An 18,828-nucleotide genomic window follows, 5' to 3' on the forward strand; every position below is an offset into this window, starting at 1 on the left:
CTCCGGGCACTCCGGGCACTCCGGGCACTCCGGGCACTCCGGGCACTCCGGGCACTCCGGGCACTCCGGGCACTCCGGGCACTCCGGGCACTCCGGGCACTCCGGGCACTCCGGGCACTCCGGGCACAGACGGTGCGTACCCGCACCATCCGCAACCGGGTGCAAACGACAAACCGGCCGCCATCGGCACCCAACTCCCGCTGACAGGCGAGAAAGAATCGATCCTGCCTTGGATCGGCCTGCTTCTCTGCCTGTTCGCAGGCAGCCTGCTGACCTACCGCCGATTTGCGAGATAAAGTAGAAAAAGCGTCTGCTCCTCAGCAGACGCTTTTTTTTCTTTCATCGCCGCTTCCCAATCGATCGCCCCGTCTGATCATCGTTTTAAAAAGATCGCCCTCTCAGACGGCCTTTCCCTTCTCTTCCCTTTCCTTACTTCGAGAAATCGAAATACGGTGACGGCACGATGTTCTCGATCTCCGCCAGTTCGTCCGCACTCAGTTGCACGTCAAACGCGCTCAAATTGGCGTTGAGCTGTTCGACCGATTTGGCTCCGATAATCGGGATCACCGAGTCTCCTTGATGGAGCAGCCAAGCCAGCGCCAACTGGGCAAGCGTGATCTCTTTACGCTCGGCCATGGCGGTCAATCGCTCGACTTTGCGGAGCTTGTCCTGATTTTCCGGGGTGGTGAAATCCCAGCCGTGCTGCTCTCCGCGGCTTCCTTCCGGCATGGCGGCGACGTTGTTGTATTTCCCGGTCAGCCAGCCGCCGCCAAGGGGCGAATAGCAGAGCGTGGCGAGTCCGTACCGCTCCGAGACCGGACGGATCTCCTGCTCGATGTGGCGGTCGAGCAGCGAGTAGGACGGCTGATTGGTGACAAACCGCTCCAGATTCATTTTGTCACTGATCCACAGGCTCTCGACGATCCGCCATGCATCAAAGTTGGAGCAGCCGATATAGCGCACTTTCCCCTGACGCACCAGATCGTCCAACGCCCGCATCGTCTCATCGAGCGGAGTCGTCGGGTCCGGCCGGTGGATCTGGTAGAGGTCGATGTAGTCGGTGCCGAGCCGCTTCAACGACTCCTCCACCTGCCGCATGATCCGGTAGCGGGACGCCCCTTCGCCGTTCGGGCCCTCTTCTGTGCGTATCTTGAATTTAGTCGCGAGGATCACCTCGTCACGCTTATGCTGCAACGCGCGTCCGACGATCTCCTCCGACGTGCCGCCCCCGTAGATGTCGGCCATATCATAAAAATTGATCCCCGCATCCAAAGCGCGGTGGATCACCTTCACAGATTCTTTCTCGTCGATGCCCCACGAGCCAAACATCATCGTGCCAAGGCAATACCGGGACACTTTCACACCGGCCCGGCCCAAATTTACGTATTGCATCTTCGTCACTCCCTTCCGATCCATTTTGCCATAAAACGGGCTTTGGTAAAATGAGGGGAACTTTTCGGGAAAGTATTATAACTAGAAAATTCTAAACATATATAGCATAGAGAGAAAACAAATCCGATTCTCGCACTTGGGAAGGAGTTTTTCAATCTATGAGTTCCGATACCACATCGTCCCGCCGCTCCCGTCTGACCTCATGGTGGCTGTCGGCCGCCCTCGGGGCGTCACTTTTGTGGCCGGGGTCTGCTGTCCACGCGGACAACCCCGCAGCCGCCGGGCTCGCCCTCACGGCGGAAGACCCGATGCTCGTCACCGTGCTCGTCCAAGACCGGGACGCCGTCGACCGCCTGCTCGAACAGGGCGTCGACGTCGAACACCGACTGAAAGCAACCGCTGCCGGCTACGAGATCGATCTGGTCGTCACGCCGACCGAACTGGCCGCTCTGGAGAAACGAGGGGTGCGCCTCCTGCACAAACTGTTCACCAAATCGGACTGGGAGGCACGCATCGCCGAACGCAACCGCGTGTTGCAAGCGGAGAACGCAGCGATCCTCTCCGTCGATGAGATCACCGTGCTCCGGGCCGACTTTTTCACGAATGCATCCGGCTCCTTCCTCTACGTCGAAGCCAAATCGAGCGCAGGCAACGTCCCGACCAATCCGCTGAAAGCGACGTGGGCAGGCGGCGAAGCGACGCTGAGCGGCTGGAACGACTCCGGGCAGTACATGTACCACTATCTGTTCGTGCCCGTCACCGAGCGTCCGGGGGAGATCACGATCACCAGCGCCCTCGGCGGCACGACCACCGTCCCGGTCAATGACTGGGTCGGAGAAGACATCAAACCGCCAAAGCCGGACAAGCACTACGTGTCCGACTTTATCACCCACTACATGAACCCGACGGAGGTCTACGACCGCATCGAGTCGCTGGCCGCCGAGTACCCCGGCCTCGCCGAGATCATCGAGTTGCCAAACCTCACCAACGGCTACCGTCGTCACGCGCAGGCAGTACTCGGCAACGGGGCATCCTCGTCTGTCGTCGTTACCTCGACCGCATACGGCAGCGAAGGAGGCAACGGCCTCGCCGTCGAGCTGCTCGTCTCCGCCGGAGCCGACGCGCCGCTGACCGTGAAGGCCGACAGCCGCAAGATCACCGTCCACCTCGCCACCGACGCGTCCGGTGCAGCATCCAGCACGGCGGCACAGGTCGTCGCCGCTCTTAACGAAAAAGCGGGCCACCTCGTCGCCGCCACCACGTATCGAGGCAACGCGGGCGCAGGTCTCGTGGCACCGACCGGCGCGGTCACGCTCTCCGACGGATTGAAAGCCCCGAGCAACATCTCGCGCGATCCGTTTCAAGTCCGGGCGATCCGCATCGGCAAACACCGCGACGGCTCCAAGACCGGCGTGATGGCGTATTCCCAAGAGCACGCCCGCGAGTGGGTCACCCCGCTGGTCGCTGTGGAGACGGCGGAGCGACTCCTGCGCAACTACGGGCACGACGGCGAGACCAAGAAGTTGGTCGACAACCTCGACATCTTCATCATCCCGTCGGTCAACCCGGACGGTGCGCACTACTCGTTCTTCGACTACAACATGCAGCGCAAAAACATGACCAACCACTGCGGCCCGGCTGCGTCCGACCCGCTCCTGCGCAACAACTGGGGCGTCGACATCAACCGCAACTATCGGGTCGGCTCGGTGTTTGACGGCTATGCGGGCGCATCGGCGACCAACTGCCAGAGCGGCACCTACGCCGGACCGGAGGAACTGTCCGAGCCGGAAAGCCAAAACGTCGTCTGGCTCGCCGATCATTTCACGAATATTAAGTTCGCGATGAACGTCCACTCCTACGGCGGCTTCTTCATGTGGCCTCCGGGTGCATACAAAGCGAGCGGCCGCCAGTCGTTGCCGCGACCGACCGCCGGTGAGGAAGCCTTCTTCTGGGCGGCATCGGAGCGCATCCTCGACGAGATCAAAGAGCATCGCGGCACGGTGATCTTCCCCGGCTACACGGGACCGGTCATCGACGTGCTCTACTCGGCGGCGGGCAACTCGGCCGACGACCTCTGGTACAACCGCGGCATCTACGGCTGGGACTTCGAGGTCGGGGCGGATCTGTATGACCCGGCGACAGGCACATGGCGCGCGGTCGGCTTCCAACCGCCGTTTGCGGAAGGGCACCAAGAGGCGCTGGAGTTCTCGAACGGCCTGATCGGGCTGCTCGATGTGGCGTATGCGTACGGCAAAGACCGTCAACCGCCAAAATCGACGTTGGCCCCGGAGGCGGGTACTTATACCGACGCGGTCGATCTGCAATTTGAAACGAGCGAACCGGCCACCGTCTACTACACCCTCGACGGCAGCCGCCCGACCTTCACCTCGGAAAAAGTCAAACTGGCCGGCACCCGCGAAGGGGCCGCCCCGATCCGGATCGACCGCTCCGCCACCGTCAACTGGTTCTCCGTCGACCCCAGCGGCAACGTGGAAGGAAACTACAACCCGAGCGGCAACGGGAAAAACTACAACACGGCGACCATAACCATTCAATAAATTCCTCACTCAAAAACGCCAACCCGATGGGCTGGCGTTTTCAAATGATCATTCTCCTTTTTTCTCCGCTATTTTATGAAAGGCGGCTTCAAACCAGATCGCAGATCCTCTAAGATATGACGCTGCGCTTCAAAGAAATTGTCAGGGATCTCCTGCAAGGAAAAGAAACGAACGTCCTTCGATTCACCGTCCACCGTCTCGCTCGTCGGCTTTCCGTAAAATTCGCGGCACATAAATACGGTCTTGAAGTTAGAGATCCGATGCCCGTTCGGCAGTTTGACTTGACGCTCCGGGCCCGAATAAATCCCAAACAACTCTAATTTACCCAGTGTCAGCCCAGTCTCCTCCATGACCTCGCGACGCGCTGCTTCCTCAACCAACTCACCCGGTTCCAAATAGCCGCCCGGTATGCCCCATTTGTCATTGTCGGTTCGATGATGCAACAAAAGACGGTCTTGCTCATCGAATACCAACACGGACGCAGCGACTAAGAGCAAGTCCATATCGCCCACCAACTCGCGCAAACGAGAAAGATAGGATCCCATCGGCATACGAAATCACCCCTATTCGATCAACTTTGCAAAATCGATCCCCATCACCGGCAGTTCCTCTTCGATCTCGCGCTTGATCCGCGCCATCACGTCCGCCTGCCACGGTTCGAGGTTGTTCAGGTCCCAGCTCCGGTGAAACACGGAGTACAGGTCAATGTGCCGCAGCCGCAGAAAATCATGGAGATGCGCGAACCATTTCAGATCGAGGTGGTTTTCCTCTTCATAGCCGCACATGAACGCTTCCAGATAACGGCAGGCAAATGCGGTGCGGTCTGCCACCGGCACTTTGGGGAACCACAAAGTGTTGTAGAGGCAGATCGCGATGTCGTACATGAAATAGGAATATTGGCAGTCGTCAAAGTCGAACAGCATGATCTCGCCGTTTTGAATGTGGAAATTGCCATGATGCACATCGAAGTGCACCAGACCGTAGCCGTCCGACTCGCGGGGCAATGCTTCAGCGCGGACCATGACGCGGGCCGCTTTTTCTTTAAATAAGACTTCGCTCTCCGGAAGGTAGAGATCGAGGTCGTACTCTTCCGACTCGTCCCATTCGATGCGTTTGAACTTCGGGTCGGGCACTTGGTACTGTTGGGTCAAAGCGTGCATCTTGCCGACCTGCTTGCCCCATTTGCGGAACGTATCGTCGTGCCAGTCATCCGCGCCGATCAGATGACCCGGTGCTTTGACGTATGAGATGGCGAGCCAGTGCGAAGCGCCGTCTTTGGCGGGGATCTGTTCGACGAGGCGGCCCGCTTGCGACGGCACGGCGCGGGCGGCTGACACGCCGCGGTCTGCGAGGTGGTTCAGCCAGTCCAGTTCGCCAAGGATGTAGTCGGGCGAGCGGCGGGAGGTGTGTGTGATCTTCAGGATATAGAGGCGGCCCGCCTTTTCATACTCATAGACAAAGCTCTCAAATCCGCCCAAGCTCTTCAGGGCTGCTGCTGCCACGCCGTATCGGCGGGCCGCTTCTGTTAATACGGAATCTTCAAATAAATCTTGGATTTGACGGTTCAAAAAAAGACACGCTCCTCGAATGTGTATCGTAACAGAATGTGAAGGGAGGTGAATCCCGGTGCTTTTCCACAACCCCTTTTTGCGTCGGACGACCCGTGTGATCGCCCTCAGTGCGCTGCTGCTGACCGGCTGGCTGGGTCTGGACGCGGAGGATCCAGCCGACGCTGCGGCGCTCGACCTCGGCATCGCTCGGTTGCATCTCGGCAGTGAGACCGGTGTCTCGGCACAGGTCGATGTACCGCTGCTCTCGGACATGCCGCTGTTGAAAGCCGACACAAACGGTGCCGGTCTGCGGATGGAGACCCCTGTGCTCGACGCAGAACTCGACGTCCCAGATCTCAACCTGCGCGTCGACACACCCGTGCTCGACACAGAACTCGACGTCCCGGATCTCAATCTGCGCGTCGACACGCCCGTGCTCGACACAGAACTCGACATCCCGGACCGCAATCTGCGCGTCGACACGCCCGTGCTCGACGCAGAACTCGATGCCGACGTATTCCTGCCGCTCCCGGCTCCGCAGAAGCCGCAGCCGAATCGGAAGCCAACGTCCGCGCCCGACCCGACGCCTGCGCAGATGCCCCGTGCGGTCCCAAACCTGCCCGCTCCAGAAGCATCGCTGGCGACCGAACGCAAGGCAGTCTCCGTGCAATCGCAGGCCGCAGTGCCTCTGTCCACACCCCTGCCGCCGCTCCCCGGCCCATCGGCCGCCGAAGGCAACAGCAGTCACAATGGCAACGGCACCCACGCTCCGCATCCGGCCGTCGCCGCCAAAGGGCTGCACCTGCAAGCACCGGGCGGCCGGTCTGTGAGCTACAGCGAGACGACCGCCGACTTCACCGACTGGTCACAAGCGCCTCCCGGTCGACCGCCGCACGCTCCTTCTTCTCATTAAGACGAAACGGTCCCACACCATTTCTCTCAATCTGAAGGAGGAACTCACTCATGAAAAAATCGATCCTGAACGCCCTGATGACCCTTCGCTCCCACGGCTCCGTGCTCGACCCGGATCTTCCGCTCCCGCAATCCCGTGACGAAGTCGCTCTCTGGGAACTGACCTACGACGAAAGGATGTGGATCAGCGGCTTCCTCGATGACAGCATGAGTCCTGACATCGGCCTTTCCCTGACTCCCCACGACGGCGTCGAACCCTGGCTGGTGAGCGGCGAAAACGCCTCCCTATTGCTTCACTAATGACCGAACACATCTCCATGACACGGACACAGGGCACCCACGCCGGGTGCCCTTTGCTACGCCTGCGACGCCACCTCCGGCGTTGTCGTCTCCTTCTCTTCCTCACATCTCCTTTTTCCTTATTCTAGGATAGAAAAGGATTAAAAAAAAGGGTAAAATTCATCTGCTCGATTTCCCCTTTTCTGCAGACGATAAGACAAAAGAAGTTCCCCGATCCCATGCACCTCACCGATTCACTGGTCGACCCGGCGCACATCTACACCTACCATGAGTCGCGATTTGTCCGTCAACTGTTTCGGCTGGGACCATTTCCGCACGCTCTGGTTTAAATAGACGACGAAATCGCCAAAAAGCCTGTCACCGCGACACTCGCTCGCGATCACAGGCTTTTTTCCATGCTCCTCCCTCACTCCTCCGACGGAGACGTCGACAGCGGCGATTCCGCGTCCGGGTCGAGCGCAAACGGGGAGGCCATCGTCGAGCTCTGGTTGCGGCGAGGGAACGACGCTTTGTTCGTCGCGTCCTCTTCCTTGGTGGAGACGACGTGCTCGTCCGATACGCCGCGGATCGGGTGGTTGTCTTGAGACATCTTGCCAGCTCCTTCCTTTTCGATGAAATCAAAGGAAGTATGCCCCACCCGTGCGTCTGCCATGCGACCGCTACTCGCCTCGCGACACCGGCAGCCGGACGGTCACCTGCGTCCCTTTCCCCTTCTCGCTCTCGACGGTGATCCGGCCGTTCATCGCGGCGATGATCCGGTACGCGAGCATCATGCCAAGGCCCGTTCCCTTTTCCTTCGTCGAATAAAACGGACTGCCGAGGCGCTCCACCTCCGCCCGCGTCATCCCGACGCCGGTGTCTGTCACCTCGACGCAGACGTCGCTTTTCTCCCGGTACACATGCACCGTCAGCACGCCGCCGTCCGGCATCGCTTCGATCCCGTTTTTGATCACGTTGATCAGCACTTGCGAAAATCGGTTCGGATCGCCTTGGATCACCAGCCCGCAGCCGCTCGCCCCTTGCGCCAACCTCACACCCCGTACCGACGCATACGATTCCATCGCCTTCAGCACCTGCCCCGTCCGCTCCGGCACCTGCACCTCCGTCCGGCTCTCGATGTGCGGCCTGGCAAACGCCAGATAGTCCTCAATGATCCCTTCCGCCCGATTCAACTCCTGCACCATCAACTGCACATACTGGCGCGATTTTTCCTGCTCGACATCGCGCTCCAGCAGTTGCATAAATCCTTTGACCACCGTCATCGGATTGCGCACCTCATGCGCGATCGACGCAGCCAGTTGCCCCAGCACCTCCTGCTGTTCCAAACGGCGCATCTGCACCCGCATCTCGCCGTTTTCCCGCAGCGTCTCATAGAGCAGCCCGCACGCCCACACCGTCAAGCCGTGCAACAGCACAAACCCGACCATCAGCCAGTCGTATTCATCAAAATTGCCTCGCTCCACCTCCGCCCGCCAATACGTCACCACCGCCACCACCAGCCCGCACAGCGTCGTGTACGCGGTCATCACCAAGAGCTTGTGGCGACGTCCGTGGAAAAAGCCCCGCCCTTGCAAATAAAACGCCCCCGCGATCATCGGCAGGTAGCACAGCATCGCCACCCACACATGATCCCCGCCGAGGAAGAAACGATAGCCGACAAAGACAGCGGTGACAAACAACCCCACTCCATACCCGCCGTACAACACGCTGAACAACAGCGGCACGATGCGCAGGTCAAACAGATATGTATAGTTTTCAAAAATCGGAAACGTCATGCACAACACCGTGGCAGCGGCCAGCAACAGCCCGCTCCACAGATTTTGAGAGATCCCGTTCAAGCGGACCGCATACAGCGACAACACCGCAAAGAAGTTCACGAAAATGTTCAACAGCAGATTGTTCAAGACCATCCACGATCCCTCCTCTTCCTAGTATCTGAATTCCTGTACACACTAGAGATTCCCTGCTATCTCCAATGAAAAAATTTTCAGAAAAATATACATAAAAAGGCAACGTCACTCCCCTCCGCCCAACATCAGGCCTGCCACCTTACGGGGGCGTCTTTGTGTGATACAATATTTCGAGAAGACATGCCTACTAGGAGTGAACCGATACATGGCAGATAAAGAAAAACCTTTGCGTACCTTCAACAGCCGCGCCGCAGAAGAACTGTACCACGCCGGACGGCAGTTTTGGAAAACGCTCTTCCTGATCGTCGTGCTGGCGATCATCCTCTATATCACCCACTTCCTGTCGGCCGGATGGACGGTGCTGTTTGCGATCATCGGCTTTTTGATGTTGCTGATCACCGTCACGTACTCCGTGGGCCATTTTGTGCGCTTTTTGCTGTTCCGTTCCAGAAATCAATAAGCCAAGTCATAAATCCGACTATTGCCGAGTACTATTCTATGAGATAGAATAAGTCATCATCGAATCTCATAGGGAGGTGCTTTTTCACAATGGCAGTCGTTTCATGGATTGTTTCTGCACTCTTGCTTTTCGTGCTCTATTTCTTGGCTGTGAAAAAAGTCGGCTTTGGCACCCGCGTCTTCGTCGCGATGGCGCTGGGCATCGGCGTCGGCGCGTACTTTGGCGCGGATGCGGCCAAAGTCGGGCTGGTCGGCTCGGTCTACGTGAGCCTGATCAAAATGGTCGTCATCCCGCTGGTGGTCGGTGCGATCATCACGGCGATCACCGCACTGTCCGATCCGGGACAGTTGAAAAAGATCGGGATCAAGACGGTGAGCCTGTTCTTGATCACCACCGGCATCGCAGCGGTGATCGGTCTGCTCGTCGCGTTGGCGCTCGATCCGGGTGCCGGTATCCCGCTGACGCAGGACGAATCGTTCAAGCCGCGCGAAGTGCCGGCGTTTGACAAAGTCCTGCTCGACCTCGTGCCGTCCAACCCGATCAACGAGATGGCGAACGGCAAGATCGTGCCGTTGATCATCTTTGCGATCTTCATCGCCGTGGCGATCACCATCGAAGGGCAACGGCACCCGGAGCGGGTCAAACCGTTCAAATCGTTCATCGATTCGTTCACCCAGATCATGTTCCGCGTCACGAAGTTGGTGATCAAGCTGACTCCGTACGGCGTGTTTGGCCTGATGACGGCGATGGCGTCCAAATACGGTCTGTCCGCTCTGTTGCCGCTCGGCAAAGTGGTGCTCGCCGTCTATCTCGCCTGCCTGCTGCACATGGTGATCACGTACGGCGGCCTGCTGGCGTTCGTGGCGAAAGTCAATCCGCTGCGCTTCTTCAAAAAAGCGATCCCGACGATCTCGGTCGCTTTTACCACGCGCAGTTCCTATGCGACGCTGCCGGTCAATCTGGAGGTCATCACGAAACGGATGAAAGTGTCCGACAAGATCGCCTCGTTCGTCGCGCCGCTCGGTGCGACGATCAACATGAACGGCTGCGGCGGGCTGTATCCGGCGATTGTGGCCGTGTTCGTCGCTCGCGTGTACGGGATTGACCTCGGCTTCACCGACTACCTGATCCTCGTCGGTTCGGCGATCATCGCCTCGATCGGCACCGCCGGCGTACCGGGTCCGGCGACGATCTCGACGACCGTCGTCTTGACGGCGATGGGTTTGCCGCTGGAAGGGTTCGCGCTGGTGCTCGGCATCGACGCGGTCATCGACATGGCCCGCACCGCCGTTAACGCCACCGGCACCACCGTCTCCGCCCTCGTCGTCGCCAACTCCGAAGGCGAGTTCGACCGCGACGCCTTCAACAACGAAGCGGACGAAGAACTGGAAGCGAGCGCGGCGTAAAAAGAGCCCCGTGATAAGCAAGGTACCGACCGAATCTTAGCAGGAAAAAAGGCTAGCCTTCACTCAGGAGGCTAGCCTTTCTCGTTCTTTCAGTCGTGTCATTCGTTTTACATCCACGACGGCGCACATGAAACAGGAGATCTTTTTATGCAAATACTTTAATAAAAAAGATAAATTTATTAAAATATTCATACTAATGATAGGACAAAAGAATCATCGTAATCGTGTTAAAAACATGTTAGTATTGAAATATCAAATAGAGGGAGTGTTGTAAATGAAAAAGTCGAAGATTTTCGCAATGATGGCGTTGAGCGCGGCTGTGTTCGCCGGTTTGGGTTCTGCGGCGGAGGCAGCGACATTTGATCCGAACGCGACCTACAAAATTATCAACCAAGGCAGCGGGAAAGCCTTGGACGTAAAATTTAACTCCACCGATTCGGGCGAAATCATCCATCAGTGGGATTACCTAGGCTTGGCGAGCCAGCATTGGAAGCTGAAGCCGACCATGGACGGGTACTACTATCTGGTCAATGTAAACAGCGGGTTGGCAGCATACGCTAACGGATCTTCCAACGGCTCTGGCGTTTATCAAATGATCTTTGATAATCGTGAAAGCGAAAAATGGGATATCCAGCCGTTCGGCAGTGCCTACAAAATTGCCTCGAAGCCTTATGGCAAAGTCATGGATATTCGGTTAAACTCCCTTAGCAATGGGGGCGTTGTTCATCTCTGGCAAGCCCTCTCTGACATTAACACTCAGGCCTGGACCATCGTGCCGCTTTAATCACGCAGTCTAAAAACGGGCCAACTCCGGTTGTACCATGCAAAAGGACAAGCATCTACGTCAAGTAGGTGCTTGTCCTTCTTTCTGTTACGTCTTGACTTCCCCCAGCAGGGGTTCGTTTTTAAATGCCAGTATACGGTGCAACGGGGTCGCGTTTTCTTCGAAGAAACTGCTGCGAGGCTTTTTGCAGTGCTCTCTGATACAGGGGGCTTATTCGTTATAGATCTGCTTGATAATCTCCTCAATCTTCGGAGCCTGGATCTGGATATCCCTGACTTCTCCGCACTCCGCCAGCCTTTCAATCAACGGGATCGGCCGCACCTCCCGCTTGTCAAACGCGAGCCTCGCTTTCCCCGTCGTAGAGTGCTCCGTCCGGCAGCCGCCCTGTTTCCACCTGCCCGTGAAACTCCACCTCCAGCACGCTCGGCAGCGGGTGCTTCTCCCGCAGGTCTTCCAGCGTGCCGTCGTAAACCTTCCGCCCGTGATTGATGATCACGAGCTGTTTCCCATAAGGAGCAAAATAATACCATTTTCAAGAAAAAAAAAGCCATCCCCTATTTGTTCAGGGAAACGGCTTTTTGCACCTCGCGCTCCATGCGCCCGGTGAGAATATAAAAATACATCCGAAAATCGGCCCGCAACGACCACACCGGATGGCCGAACGTCGCCGGTTTGTTGCCTTCGATAAAGAAATGACTGTACCACGCCAGCCCGTACGCGATCACCGGGATCAGCAAGACCCACCACCAGTTCCCCGTCAGCAGGGCGGTCAGCAACAGCAGAAACACGCACGACGTGCCCACCGCATGCCAGACCCGCGTCGCTTTTTTGGCATGTTGCCGCACGTAATGCGGCCAAAATTCCTCATAGGAAGAAAAGTGCAAGCAGCTCTTCCCCTCTCTGTCCGTTTTCAAAATTTTATCACAAATTGGTTCACTTGACAAAACTAACGAACGTTAGTTATTCTGTATCCAAGAGGTGATGTACCAAATGACACCAACCACCAAAGAGCGCATCCTTGACGTCGCCATCGACCTCTTTTCCAAAAAGGGTTACAACGGCGTCTCCATCCGGGAGATCACCGGCGCTGTCGGGATCAAGGAAAGCTCACTCTATAACCATTTTACAAACAAAGACGAGATCCTCGGCACGATCCTCGAAAACTTTCGCATCGACTTTGCCCGGATCACACCGCCGCTTCAGGTGGTCGACGAGATCTTGAGCCGTACCACGCCGGAGCAGTTTCTGCTCCAAGGCCTGCTCAACTTCAAAGCCCACGCCGCTCAGCCGCAGATCGGCAAGGTGTGGAACATCGTCTACGTCGAACAATACCGCGACCCTCGCGCCCGCACGATCCTGCTCGATCACATGATCCAAGGCACTCTCGCCTGGCTGGAGCAGATCTTTGCCCGCTGGGTCGAGGCAGGGCTGATCAAACCGCTCTCGCCGCGCCTCTTGGCCGCCGAGTATCAATACCCGATCTTTGCGATGGTCACCGAGTTCAACCTGCTCAAATGGGAGGACAAAGACACCTCGGAGATCGAGCAGCGCATGATCGACCACCTGCACTTTTTCTTGCAAGCCGTATCCGTTTGACCTGACCCTACAGGAGGCGATTCTTTATGTTTAAAAAACTAGTCGGCGGCTACACCCCGGCCATTCCCGGCCCGAACGCCCTCTCCGCGATTGAAACGGTGACGCTCGGCGGCGTCCGGCAGTCCTACACGATCCGCTCCCATGACCGCAGCCACCCGATCCTGCTTTTCCTGCACGGGGGACCCGGCGGCACGGAGCACGGCGCTCTGTTCCGACAAAACGCCGAGTTGGAAAAGCACTTCACCGTTGTCCACCTCGACCAACGGGGAGCCGGCAAGTCCTACCGCGACGACATCCCGCCGCAGACGATGACGCTCACTCGCATCGTCGACGACGCGCACGAGTTGATCCTGCACCTGTGCCAACAACTCGGCCAACAGAAGGTCTTTGTCTTCGGCCACTCTTGGGGCACCGCGGTCGGGCTCGTGCTCGCCTACCGCTACCCGGAGGTCGTCCACGCCTACATCGGGGTCAACCAAGTCGTCAACCGCGCCGAAGAAGAGTCGATCTCCTATTCCTTCGCCCTCGCCGAAGCCCGTCTGCGCCGCAATCGCAAAGTCGAACAAGAGCTCATGCGCATCGGCGCTCCTGTCAACGGCATGTTCGACTCGATCCGTGACACGATCTCCGCCCGCGACTGCCTCGGCAAAGTCGGCGGCGTCACCGCCGACCCGAAGCATCTGATGCGTTGGGCGATAAGCAACGTCCTCGCGCCCGAGTTCACGTGGCCGGAACGGCTGCGCTATCTGAAAGCGCTGAAGTTCTCGATGAACCACGCGTGGTCGGAGATGGCCGCCTGCAATTTCCCCCAGCAGATCAAGGAGATCAAAGTCCCGGTCTTCTTCGTCGCCGGACGCAAAGACCGCGTCACCAACGCCGCGCTCACCAAACAGTATCTGAACCAGCTCAAAGCCCCGTACAAACAGCTCCTCCTGCTGGAGCAAGCCGGCCACCTCGCCAACTACGAACAGCCGGAGCTGTTCTGCTCCTTTCTGATCGACACCGTCCGCCCCGTCGGACTGCGCACAGACGCAGAAAAACCCCGCATCGCCAACTAGGCGGTGCGGGGTTTTCTCTATTCATTATTTCCAAGCGTCCGGACGGCCCGGGATCACGATGCCGTCGCCAAGGGTCGCCTGTGTGAGCGAGTGCTCCTTCGCTTGGATGACGATGTAATGCAAGTCTTCCGTGGAGTTGTTGCGCCACGAGCGGTTGCCCTCGGTCCCGACGCGGATGACGGTGCCTTCCTGGACCGGGATCTCTTGGCCGTCGACCATAAACTGGCCGCTGCCTTTGACAAAGATGTAGACCTCTTCATTTTCCTTGTGCTGATGCTGGAACGGCATGACCACGCCAGCGGGCAACACGTTCATCGAGATCTCCATCCCGGTCATGCCGAGCAGATCTTTCAGGAACAGCTTGCCGTTCGCCGTAAAGCCCGGGAACTCCGTCGCATAGCCGCCGACCTGCTCCCACTCGCCGACCTGAGCCGCCGTGAAATGATCGCCTTGCAAAATCTTCTCCACCATTTTTTCCACAGAAGACACCACCCTTTGCTTTTCTCTTCTCCATTTTACCAAAACAAACAGGAAGTCACCTATTAAATTTTTGTGCGTTCTTTTTTCACGACAGCGAGCAAGGCCAGCACCGCGCTGACAGCAGCGATGATCCCGAGCGTCGTCGCCGGAGCGGTCAGATTGAGATCCTTTTGGAAATACAGAATGTCGCGCAGGCCCTCGACGGCAAAGCGCAGCGGCAGCCACGACATCAGCCAGTCTTGGGTCACGCCCGGCAGGAACTCCATCGGCAGGCCCAGCACCGGACCGCCAAAGAAGAACACGAGGATAAACAGCGGCATCCCGGCAAATCCGAGCCAGTTGACCACCATCGTCTGCAACAGGAAGAACGAGTAGCAGACAAACGTCAGGAACAGCCACAGCTTGCCGGTGTCGGGCACATCCATTCCCAATACCCCCTGCGTGATCAGCAAGGCCACCGCAGCCGCCAGACCCGCGTACACCGCGCCGCTCAACAGTTGAGCGACCCATGCGCCAAAGCGGCGCCCCGGCACCTGCACCTTGCCCCGTGCCAGGAACAGCAGAACCGTGCCGATCATGCCGCCCAGCCACATCAGTGAGGTCAGCATCACCGGCGCGTTGCCGCCGACACTGTTCGCGCCGACCGCGTTGACCGGGAGCACCGTCGCGGTCAAGGGTGTCGCCAGCGCGCGCGCTTGGGCGACGCTCAGTTGACCGCCGCGCTGCTCGATCTGGGTGAGCAGTTGGTCGCGCAGTTGCCCGTTCACCGCCGCGATCATCTTTTCAAAACCGGTGCCGACCGCCTGGGCGCCGTTAAAGTTTTTGCCTTGGTTGACGAGGATCTTCACCTCCGGCGATTGCGGCTGAGGGCTTTGCAGAGACAGGAGTTTTTGCGTCATGTCTGCCGGGAGCACGACCGCTCCGTAGTAGGTTTGGCGATCCAGCGCATCCAGCGCCGCCTGTTCGCTGTCCAGCACGGTAAAGACAAACGGCGAAGGATCACCGGTCGGCGTCGTGCCGGCCGTCAGTTTGTCTTGGATCAGTTTGCCGAAGTTCATCTCTTGCCCGGTCGGCCATTTCGCCCCGGTATCCTGCATCACCAACGCCACCGGCATGTTTTGCGGCAGCGGGCTCATCGTCGATCCAAAGTTGGCAAAGGCGAGGAGCGTCACCACGACGGTGATCGCCAACAGACCCAGCCAGACTTGTTTTTGTTTGAAAAAGTCCCCGAAGCTTTTCATTTTCTCCCTCACTCCTTTGCCCTCAGTATATTCTGAGTGAGTACTCAATTGCAAGTCATAAAAGAGAAATCCACCCGGTCATATGACGAGTGGATTTCTCGATGTTTGGCACAGGCCGATTACGCGCGTGCCGGTTGAGCCGCTTTGATCCGGCGCTCTTTGCGAGCGGTGCGGAAGTGAAGCAGTTCGTAGATGACCGGCACGATCACCAGCGTGAGCAGGGTCGCGACGGAGAGGCCGCCGATGACGACAACAGCCAGGCCTTTGGAGACCAATGCGCCCGTCTCCGCTTCGCCAAAGAGCAACGGCAACATCGCACAGACCGTCGCGACAGCCGTCATGACGATCGGACGCATCCGCGTGGCGGTCGCTTCCAGCAACGCTTCGCGGATCGGCATCGTCTCCTCGTTTTGCTTGACGCGGTCGAGCAGCACGATGGCGTTGGTGACGACGATGCCGATCAGCATCAGCGCCCCGATGGCGACCGTGCTGTCGATGGTGACGCCGGAGAGGATGATGCCGATCATCGCGCCGATGGCAGCCAGCGGCAGCGTGAACAGGATCGCCAGCGGCGTGCGCAGCGCTTTGAAGGTGATCACCATGATCAGGTAGACGATGCCGATGGAGGCGAGCATCGTAGAGCCGAGCGACGCCATATCCCCTTCGAAGTCTTCCGCTGAGCCGCCGACTGCGACGGTGACGCCGTCCGGCATGTCTTCTTGCAGTTCAGTCGCTTTTAGTTGGATCGTCTTCCCGAGCTCCGACAGACGCTTCGGATCGACCGTCGCCGAGACGAGGATGTACTCGTGACCGTCGGTGCGGTAGACGGTGTTCGGTTTGTTCGACTGCGCCACATCGGCGACAGCGGAGACCGGGACCGGGCCGGTCTTGCCCATCACTTGCAGGTTTTTGATCTCGTCGACCGAGTCCGGGTTCAGACCGCTGTCGAGCAGGACGGTCGTGTCTTTGCCTTCGACTTCGATCTGGCCGACCGGCATGTTGTTCAGGAGCATGCCCAGTTGCATCGACAGCTCTTGTGCGGACAGAGCCGCGTCTTGCTTAGTGCGGATCTCCAGCGCCGGCTTGGTGTCTTTCTGGTTGCTTTCGACTTTGGTCACGCCGTCGAGGGCAGCCAGTTCGTCGATGACCTTCTCAGAAGAGGTTTTGATCTCGTCAAACTTGTTGCCGCGGATCTCCAGCGTGACGACAGAGCCGCCGCCTGCACTCATCAGATTCTGCGCTTCAGCGGTCAGTTCCGACGCGCCGAGCTTCGATTTTTGATCGCGGACCCCTTTCAGGAAGGCGTCGACATCCACGTCCGCTTCTTTGTCCATGATCGCCGCCATCGTGACGGTGGTCGCCGAGCGCACGTCGCCAAATTTGGCTGCGTCGTCGCTGTTGCCCATCAGCGTCCAGTTGTGCTTCACGCCCGGCTGACCGTTGATGTACTTGTCGAGGTCGAGCGCGCCTTGTTTGACCGTTTCATGCGGCGTGCCGCTCGGGTAGGAGAGCTTGACGTTGATCATGTCTTTGTTTGAAGAGTCGACCGCGCCTTTGGGCAGCGCGACGTACGCGCCGACCGAGCCGACCAGCAGCAAGACTGCGACCAGCAGCGGCACCCATTTGCGGTTCAAAGACCACTCGACAAACTTGGTGAAGCGCACCGGTGGTTTGTGCTCCGGGATCTTGGCATTTTTCAAAAGTCCGGCACTCATCACCGGAATGACGGTCAGTGCCACCAAAAGCGATGCCAGCAAGGAATACGTGATCGTCAGTGCGAACGGATAGAGAAGTTTCGACAAAGAGCCGGACACAAGGCCCATCGGCAGAAACACCGCAACGGTCGTCAAGGTTGACGACGTGATCGCCGATGCCACCTCACCGGTCGCCGTGATCACGACTTCGCGCGTTTTCTCGCCTTCGGAGAAGCGGCGGTAGATGTTTTCGATGACGACGATGGAGTCGTCGACCAGGCGGCCGACGGCGACGGCGACCGCCCCGAGCGTCAAGATGTTTAGCGTGACGCCCGACCAGTCCAGCAACCACAGCGTGATCGCCAGCGACAGCGGGATCGAGACGACGGTGATCGCCGTCATGCGGATGTTGCGCAGGAACAACAGGATGACGATGGTGGCGAACAGCGCGCCCATCAGCACTTCCTTGGTCATCGAGTCGACCGAGCCTGACACCAGCTCTTCTTGGTTGAACGGCGTGTCAAACGACAGCGAGCCTTTGTAGTCTTCGTTCAGTTCGGCGACGATGGCCCGCACGTCTTCACCGACCTGCACCGCGTTGGCGGTTGAGTTTTTGGAGATCACCACCAGCATCCCGTCCTTGCCGTTGATGCGGGTGAGGTTTTGCGACGACGAGGCGGTTTCCAGCGTGGCGACGTCTTTCAGTTTGACGTTCGGTGCCAGTTGGAGCTCTTCCAGCGCTTTCAGGCCCTCGACCGCGCCGACCACTTTCAGGTTGGTCGCTTTGCCGTCCAGCGTCTCTTCACCGACCGCAGCCGTCAGGTTGCGCCCTTGCAGCACGCCGGTGAGCATGTGGATCGGCAGTTGTGCCTTCGCCAGTTTTTCCTGATCGACTTTGATCGTCACTGTGGACGGCTCTTTGCCGAACAAGGACGCGTTGGAGACCCCTTTCACCCCTTGCAGTTTCGGGATCACATCGCGCTCGATATCGTCGATGTAGTCCTGAGCGGTGCCTTTTTCAAACATGACCGAGACATCGACGACCGGGATCATCGACGTGTTCAGCGCCATGATGTTGGGCTTGTTCACGCCCTCCGGCAGACGGATGCCGGACAGCGCCTTTTCCACTTCGCGCTCCGCATCCTTCATCACGACTTTGGAGTCGAATGTGATGTTGATGCTCGTATATCCGTCTGCTGTCTGAGACGTGACCTTCTTTTTGCCGTTGACCGAAGCCAACGCCTTTTCCATCGGGTCGACGACCTGCGACACCAGCGTATCCGCGTCGTATCCCTGTGCGAGCGTCGTCACCATGATATACGGTGCGTCCATCGCCGGGAACATCTCACGCGGCAAGTTCTTGTAACTGAGCAGGCCCAGAGCCATCGTCAACACGACGAGGATCAAAAGCGCCGCTTTGTTCGCAAACACCCACTTTGTCAAGCGAACCATTTTTATACCCCCACTCCCACTGCAATTTTTACCAG

Annotated in this window: 19 protein-coding genes; 9 read left to right on the forward strand and 10 right to left on the reverse strand. The window is 58.3% G+C overall.

Annotated features, from left to right (window positions below; all coding sequences use genetic code 11):
• Nucleotides 1–296: LPXTG cell wall anchor domain-containing protein (locus tag OS242_RS20795; RefSeq protein WP_267153599.1), on the forward strand; the 296-nt coding region annotated here is incomplete at its 5' end.
• Between the two features lie 133 nt (nt 297–429).
• On the opposite strand, the gene OS242_RS20800 is transcribed toward OS242_RS20795, so the two are convergent.
• Complete coding sequence (locus OS242_RS20800) at nt 430–1,392, reverse strand: aldo/keto reductase (RefSeq protein WP_267153600.1); 963 nt, start codon at nt 1,390–1,392, stop codon at nt 430–432.
• A gap of 158 nt (nt 1,393–1,550) precedes the next feature.
• On the opposite strand from OS242_RS20800, the gene OS242_RS20805 reads away from it, so the two are divergent.
• On the forward strand, nt 1,551–3,950 hold the full coding sequence (locus tag OS242_RS20805; RefSeq protein ID WP_267153601.1) for a M14 family metallopeptidase: 2,400 nt from the start codon (nt 1,551–1,553) through the stop codon (nt 3,948–3,950).
• Between the two features lie 68 nt (nt 3,951–4,018).
• Here OS242_RS20805 and OS242_RS20810 read toward each other — a convergent pair whose 3' ends face one another.
• Both OS242_RS20810 and OS242_RS20815 read right to left on the reverse strand, forming a co-directional pair.
• Nucleotides 4,019–4,501, reverse strand: a complete 483-nt coding sequence (locus OS242_RS20810) for an NUDIX hydrolase (protein WP_267153602.1) — start codon at nt 4,499–4,501, stop codon at nt 4,019–4,021.
• A gap of 12 nt (nt 4,502–4,513) precedes the next feature.
• Complete coding sequence (locus tag OS242_RS20815) at nt 4,514–5,518, reverse strand: phosphotransferase enzyme family protein (protein WP_267153603.1); 1,005 nt, start codon at nt 5,516–5,518, stop codon at nt 4,514–4,516.
• A gap of 58 nt (nt 5,519–5,576) precedes the next feature.
• On the opposite strand from OS242_RS20815, the gene OS242_RS20820 reads away from it, so the two are divergent.
• The gene (locus OS242_RS20820) at nt 5,577–6,413 is read left to right on the forward strand and encodes a hypothetical protein (protein WP_267153604.1); all 837 of its coding nucleotides are present in this window, start codon (nt 5,577–5,579) and stop codon (nt 6,411–6,413) included.
• Between the two features lie 50 nt (nt 6,414–6,463).
• The gene (locus OS242_RS20825; RefSeq protein ID WP_267153605.1) at nt 6,464–6,712 is read left to right on the forward strand and encodes a hypothetical protein; all 249 of its coding nucleotides are present in this window, start codon (nt 6,464–6,466) and stop codon (nt 6,710–6,712) included.
• Between the two features lie 406 nt (nt 6,713–7,118).
• Here OS242_RS20825 and OS242_RS20830 read toward each other — a convergent pair whose 3' ends face one another.
• Entirely contained in the window at nt 7,119–7,301 is a 183-nt protein-coding gene (locus tag OS242_RS20830; RefSeq protein WP_267153606.1) for a hypothetical protein, read from the reverse strand.
• Between the two features lie 70 nt (nt 7,302–7,371).
• A complete protein-coding gene (locus OS242_RS20835; RefSeq protein ID WP_267153607.1) occupies nt 7,372–8,622 on the reverse strand; it encodes an ATP-binding protein in 1,251 nt (416 codons plus the stop codon).
• Between the two features lie 205 nt (nt 8,623–8,827).
• Between OS242_RS20835 and OS242_RS20840 the strand changes: the two genes are divergently transcribed.
• From OS242_RS20840 to OS242_RS20850, 3 genes are all read left to right on the forward strand, one after another.
• Nucleotides 8,828–9,082, forward strand: a complete 255-nt coding sequence (locus OS242_RS20840; protein ID WP_267153608.1) for a hypothetical protein — start codon at nt 8,828–8,830, stop codon at nt 9,080–9,082.
• 89 nt (nt 9,083–9,171) lie between these two features.
• Nucleotides 9,172–10,488 carry a dicarboxylate/amino acid:cation symporter gene (locus OS242_RS20845; protein ID WP_267153609.1) on the forward strand — a complete coding sequence of 439 codons (1,317 nt, stop codon included), beginning with the start codon at nt 9,172–9,174 and terminating at the stop codon, nt 10,486–10,488.
• Nucleotides 10,489–10,762: 274 nt separating this feature from the next.
• On the forward strand, nt 10,763–11,272 hold the full coding sequence (locus tag OS242_RS20850) for an RICIN domain-containing protein (RefSeq protein WP_267153610.1): 510 nt from the start codon (nt 10,763–10,765) through the stop codon (nt 11,270–11,272).
• Between the two features lie 331 nt (nt 11,273–11,603).
• Here OS242_RS20850 and OS242_RS20855 read toward each other — a convergent pair whose 3' ends face one another.
• Nucleotides 11,604–11,768: a hypothetical protein gene (locus tag OS242_RS20855; protein ID WP_267153611.1), complete on the reverse strand. Its 165-nt coding sequence runs from the start codon at nt 11,766–11,768 to the stop codon at nt 11,604–11,606.
• 58 nt (nt 11,769–11,826) lie between these two features.
• Nucleotides 11,827–12,156 (reverse strand): DUF962 domain-containing protein, encoded by a 330-nt coding sequence (locus tag OS242_RS20860; RefSeq protein ID WP_267153612.1) that lies wholly within the window; start codon nt 12,154–12,156, stop codon nt 11,827–11,829.
• Between the two features lie 106 nt (nt 12,157–12,262).
• On the opposite strand from OS242_RS20860, the gene OS242_RS20865 reads away from it, so the two are divergent.
• Together OS242_RS20865 and OS242_RS20870 are read left to right on the forward strand one after the other, a co-directional pair.
• Nucleotides 12,263–12,868 carry a TetR/AcrR family transcriptional regulator gene (locus OS242_RS20865; protein ID WP_267153613.1) on the forward strand — a complete coding sequence of 202 codons (606 nt, stop codon included), beginning with the start codon at nt 12,263–12,265 and terminating at the stop codon, nt 12,866–12,868.
• A gap of 26 nt (nt 12,869–12,894) precedes the next feature.
• Nucleotides 12,895–13,926 carry an alpha/beta fold hydrolase gene (locus OS242_RS20870; protein ID WP_267153614.1) on the forward strand — a complete coding sequence of 344 codons (1,032 nt, stop codon included), beginning with the start codon at nt 12,895–12,897 and terminating at the stop codon, nt 13,924–13,926.
• Nucleotides 13,927–13,950: 24 nt separating this feature from the next.
• Here OS242_RS20870 and OS242_RS20875 read toward each other — a convergent pair whose 3' ends face one another.
• The 3 genes from OS242_RS20875 to OS242_RS20885 all read right to left on the reverse strand — a co-directional run bounded on the left by OS242_RS20875 (nt 13,951) and on the right by OS242_RS20885 (nt 18,793).
• The gene (locus OS242_RS20875) at nt 13,951–14,406 is read right to left on the reverse strand and encodes a cupin domain-containing protein (RefSeq protein WP_407702141.1); all 456 of its coding nucleotides are present in this window, start codon (nt 14,404–14,406) and stop codon (nt 13,951–13,953) included.
• 62 nt (nt 14,407–14,468) lie between these two features.
• Entirely contained in the window at nt 14,469–15,647 is a 1,179-nt protein-coding gene (locus tag OS242_RS20880) for a YhgE/Pip domain-containing protein (protein WP_267153615.1), read from the reverse strand.
• A 119-nt stretch (nt 15,648–15,766) separates the two neighbouring features.
• Nucleotides 15,767–18,793 carry an efflux RND transporter permease subunit gene (locus OS242_RS20885; RefSeq protein WP_267153616.1) on the reverse strand — a complete coding sequence of 1,009 codons (3,027 nt, stop codon included), beginning with the start codon at nt 18,791–18,793 and terminating at the stop codon, nt 15,767–15,769.
• Nucleotides 18,794–18,828: the final 35 nt, after the last annotated feature.

It is taken from the genome of Tumebacillus lacus, from assembly GCF_026410385.1.
Lineage (GTDB): Bacteria > Bacillota > Bacilli > Tumebacillales > Tumebacillaceae > Tumebacillus > Tumebacillus lacus.

Bases quoted from the DNA above. Each gene is read 5' to 3' on its own strand.
- OS242_RS20800 (WP_267153600.1), bottom strand. From the start codon at position 1,392: ATGCAATACGTAAATTTGGGCCGGGCCGGTGTGAAAGTGTCCCGGTAT.
- OS242_RS20810 (WP_267153602.1), bottom strand. From the start codon at position 4,501: ATGCCGATGGGATCCTATCTTTCTCGTTTGCGCGAGTTGGTGGGCGAT.
- OS242_RS20805 (WP_267153601.1), top strand. From the start codon at position 1,551: ATGAGTTCCGATACCACATCGTCCCGCCGCTCCCGTCTGACCTCATGG.
- OS242_RS20835 (WP_267153607.1), bottom strand. From the start codon at position 8,622: ATGGTCTTGAACAATCTGCTGTTGAACATTTTCGTGAACTTCTTTGCG.
- OS242_RS20850 (WP_267153610.1), top strand. From the start codon at position 10,763: ATGAAAAAGTCGAAGATTTTCGCAATGATGGCGTTGAGCGCGGCTGTG.
- OS242_RS20840 (WP_267153608.1), top strand. From the start codon at position 8,828: ATGGCAGATAAAGAAAAACCTTTGCGTACCTTCAACAGCCGCGCCGCA.
- OS242_RS20865 (WP_267153613.1), top strand. From the start codon at position 12,263: ATGACACCAACCACCAAAGAGCGCATCCTTGACGTCGCCATCGACCTC.
- OS242_RS20825 (WP_267153605.1), top strand. From the start codon at position 6,464: ATGAAAAAATCGATCCTGAACGCCCTGATGACCCTTCGCTCCCACGGC.
- OS242_RS20870 (WP_267153614.1), top strand. From the start codon at position 12,895: ATGTTTAAAAAACTAGTCGGCGGCTACACCCCGGCCATTCCCGGCCCG.
- OS242_RS20845 (WP_267153609.1), top strand. From the start codon at position 9,172: ATGGCAGTCGTTTCATGGATTGTTTCTGCACTCTTGCTTTTCGTGCTC.
- OS242_RS20830 (WP_267153606.1), bottom strand. From the start codon at position 7,301: ATGTCTCAAGACAACCACCCGATCCGCGGCGTATCGGACGAGCACGTC.
- OS242_RS20880 (WP_267153615.1), bottom strand. From the start codon at position 15,647: ATGAAAAGCTTCGGGGACTTTTTCAAACAAAAACAAGTCTGGCTGGGT.
- OS242_RS20885 (WP_267153616.1), bottom strand. From the start codon at position 18,793: ATGGTTCGCTTGACAAAGTGGGTGTTTGCGAACAAAGCGGCGCTTTTG.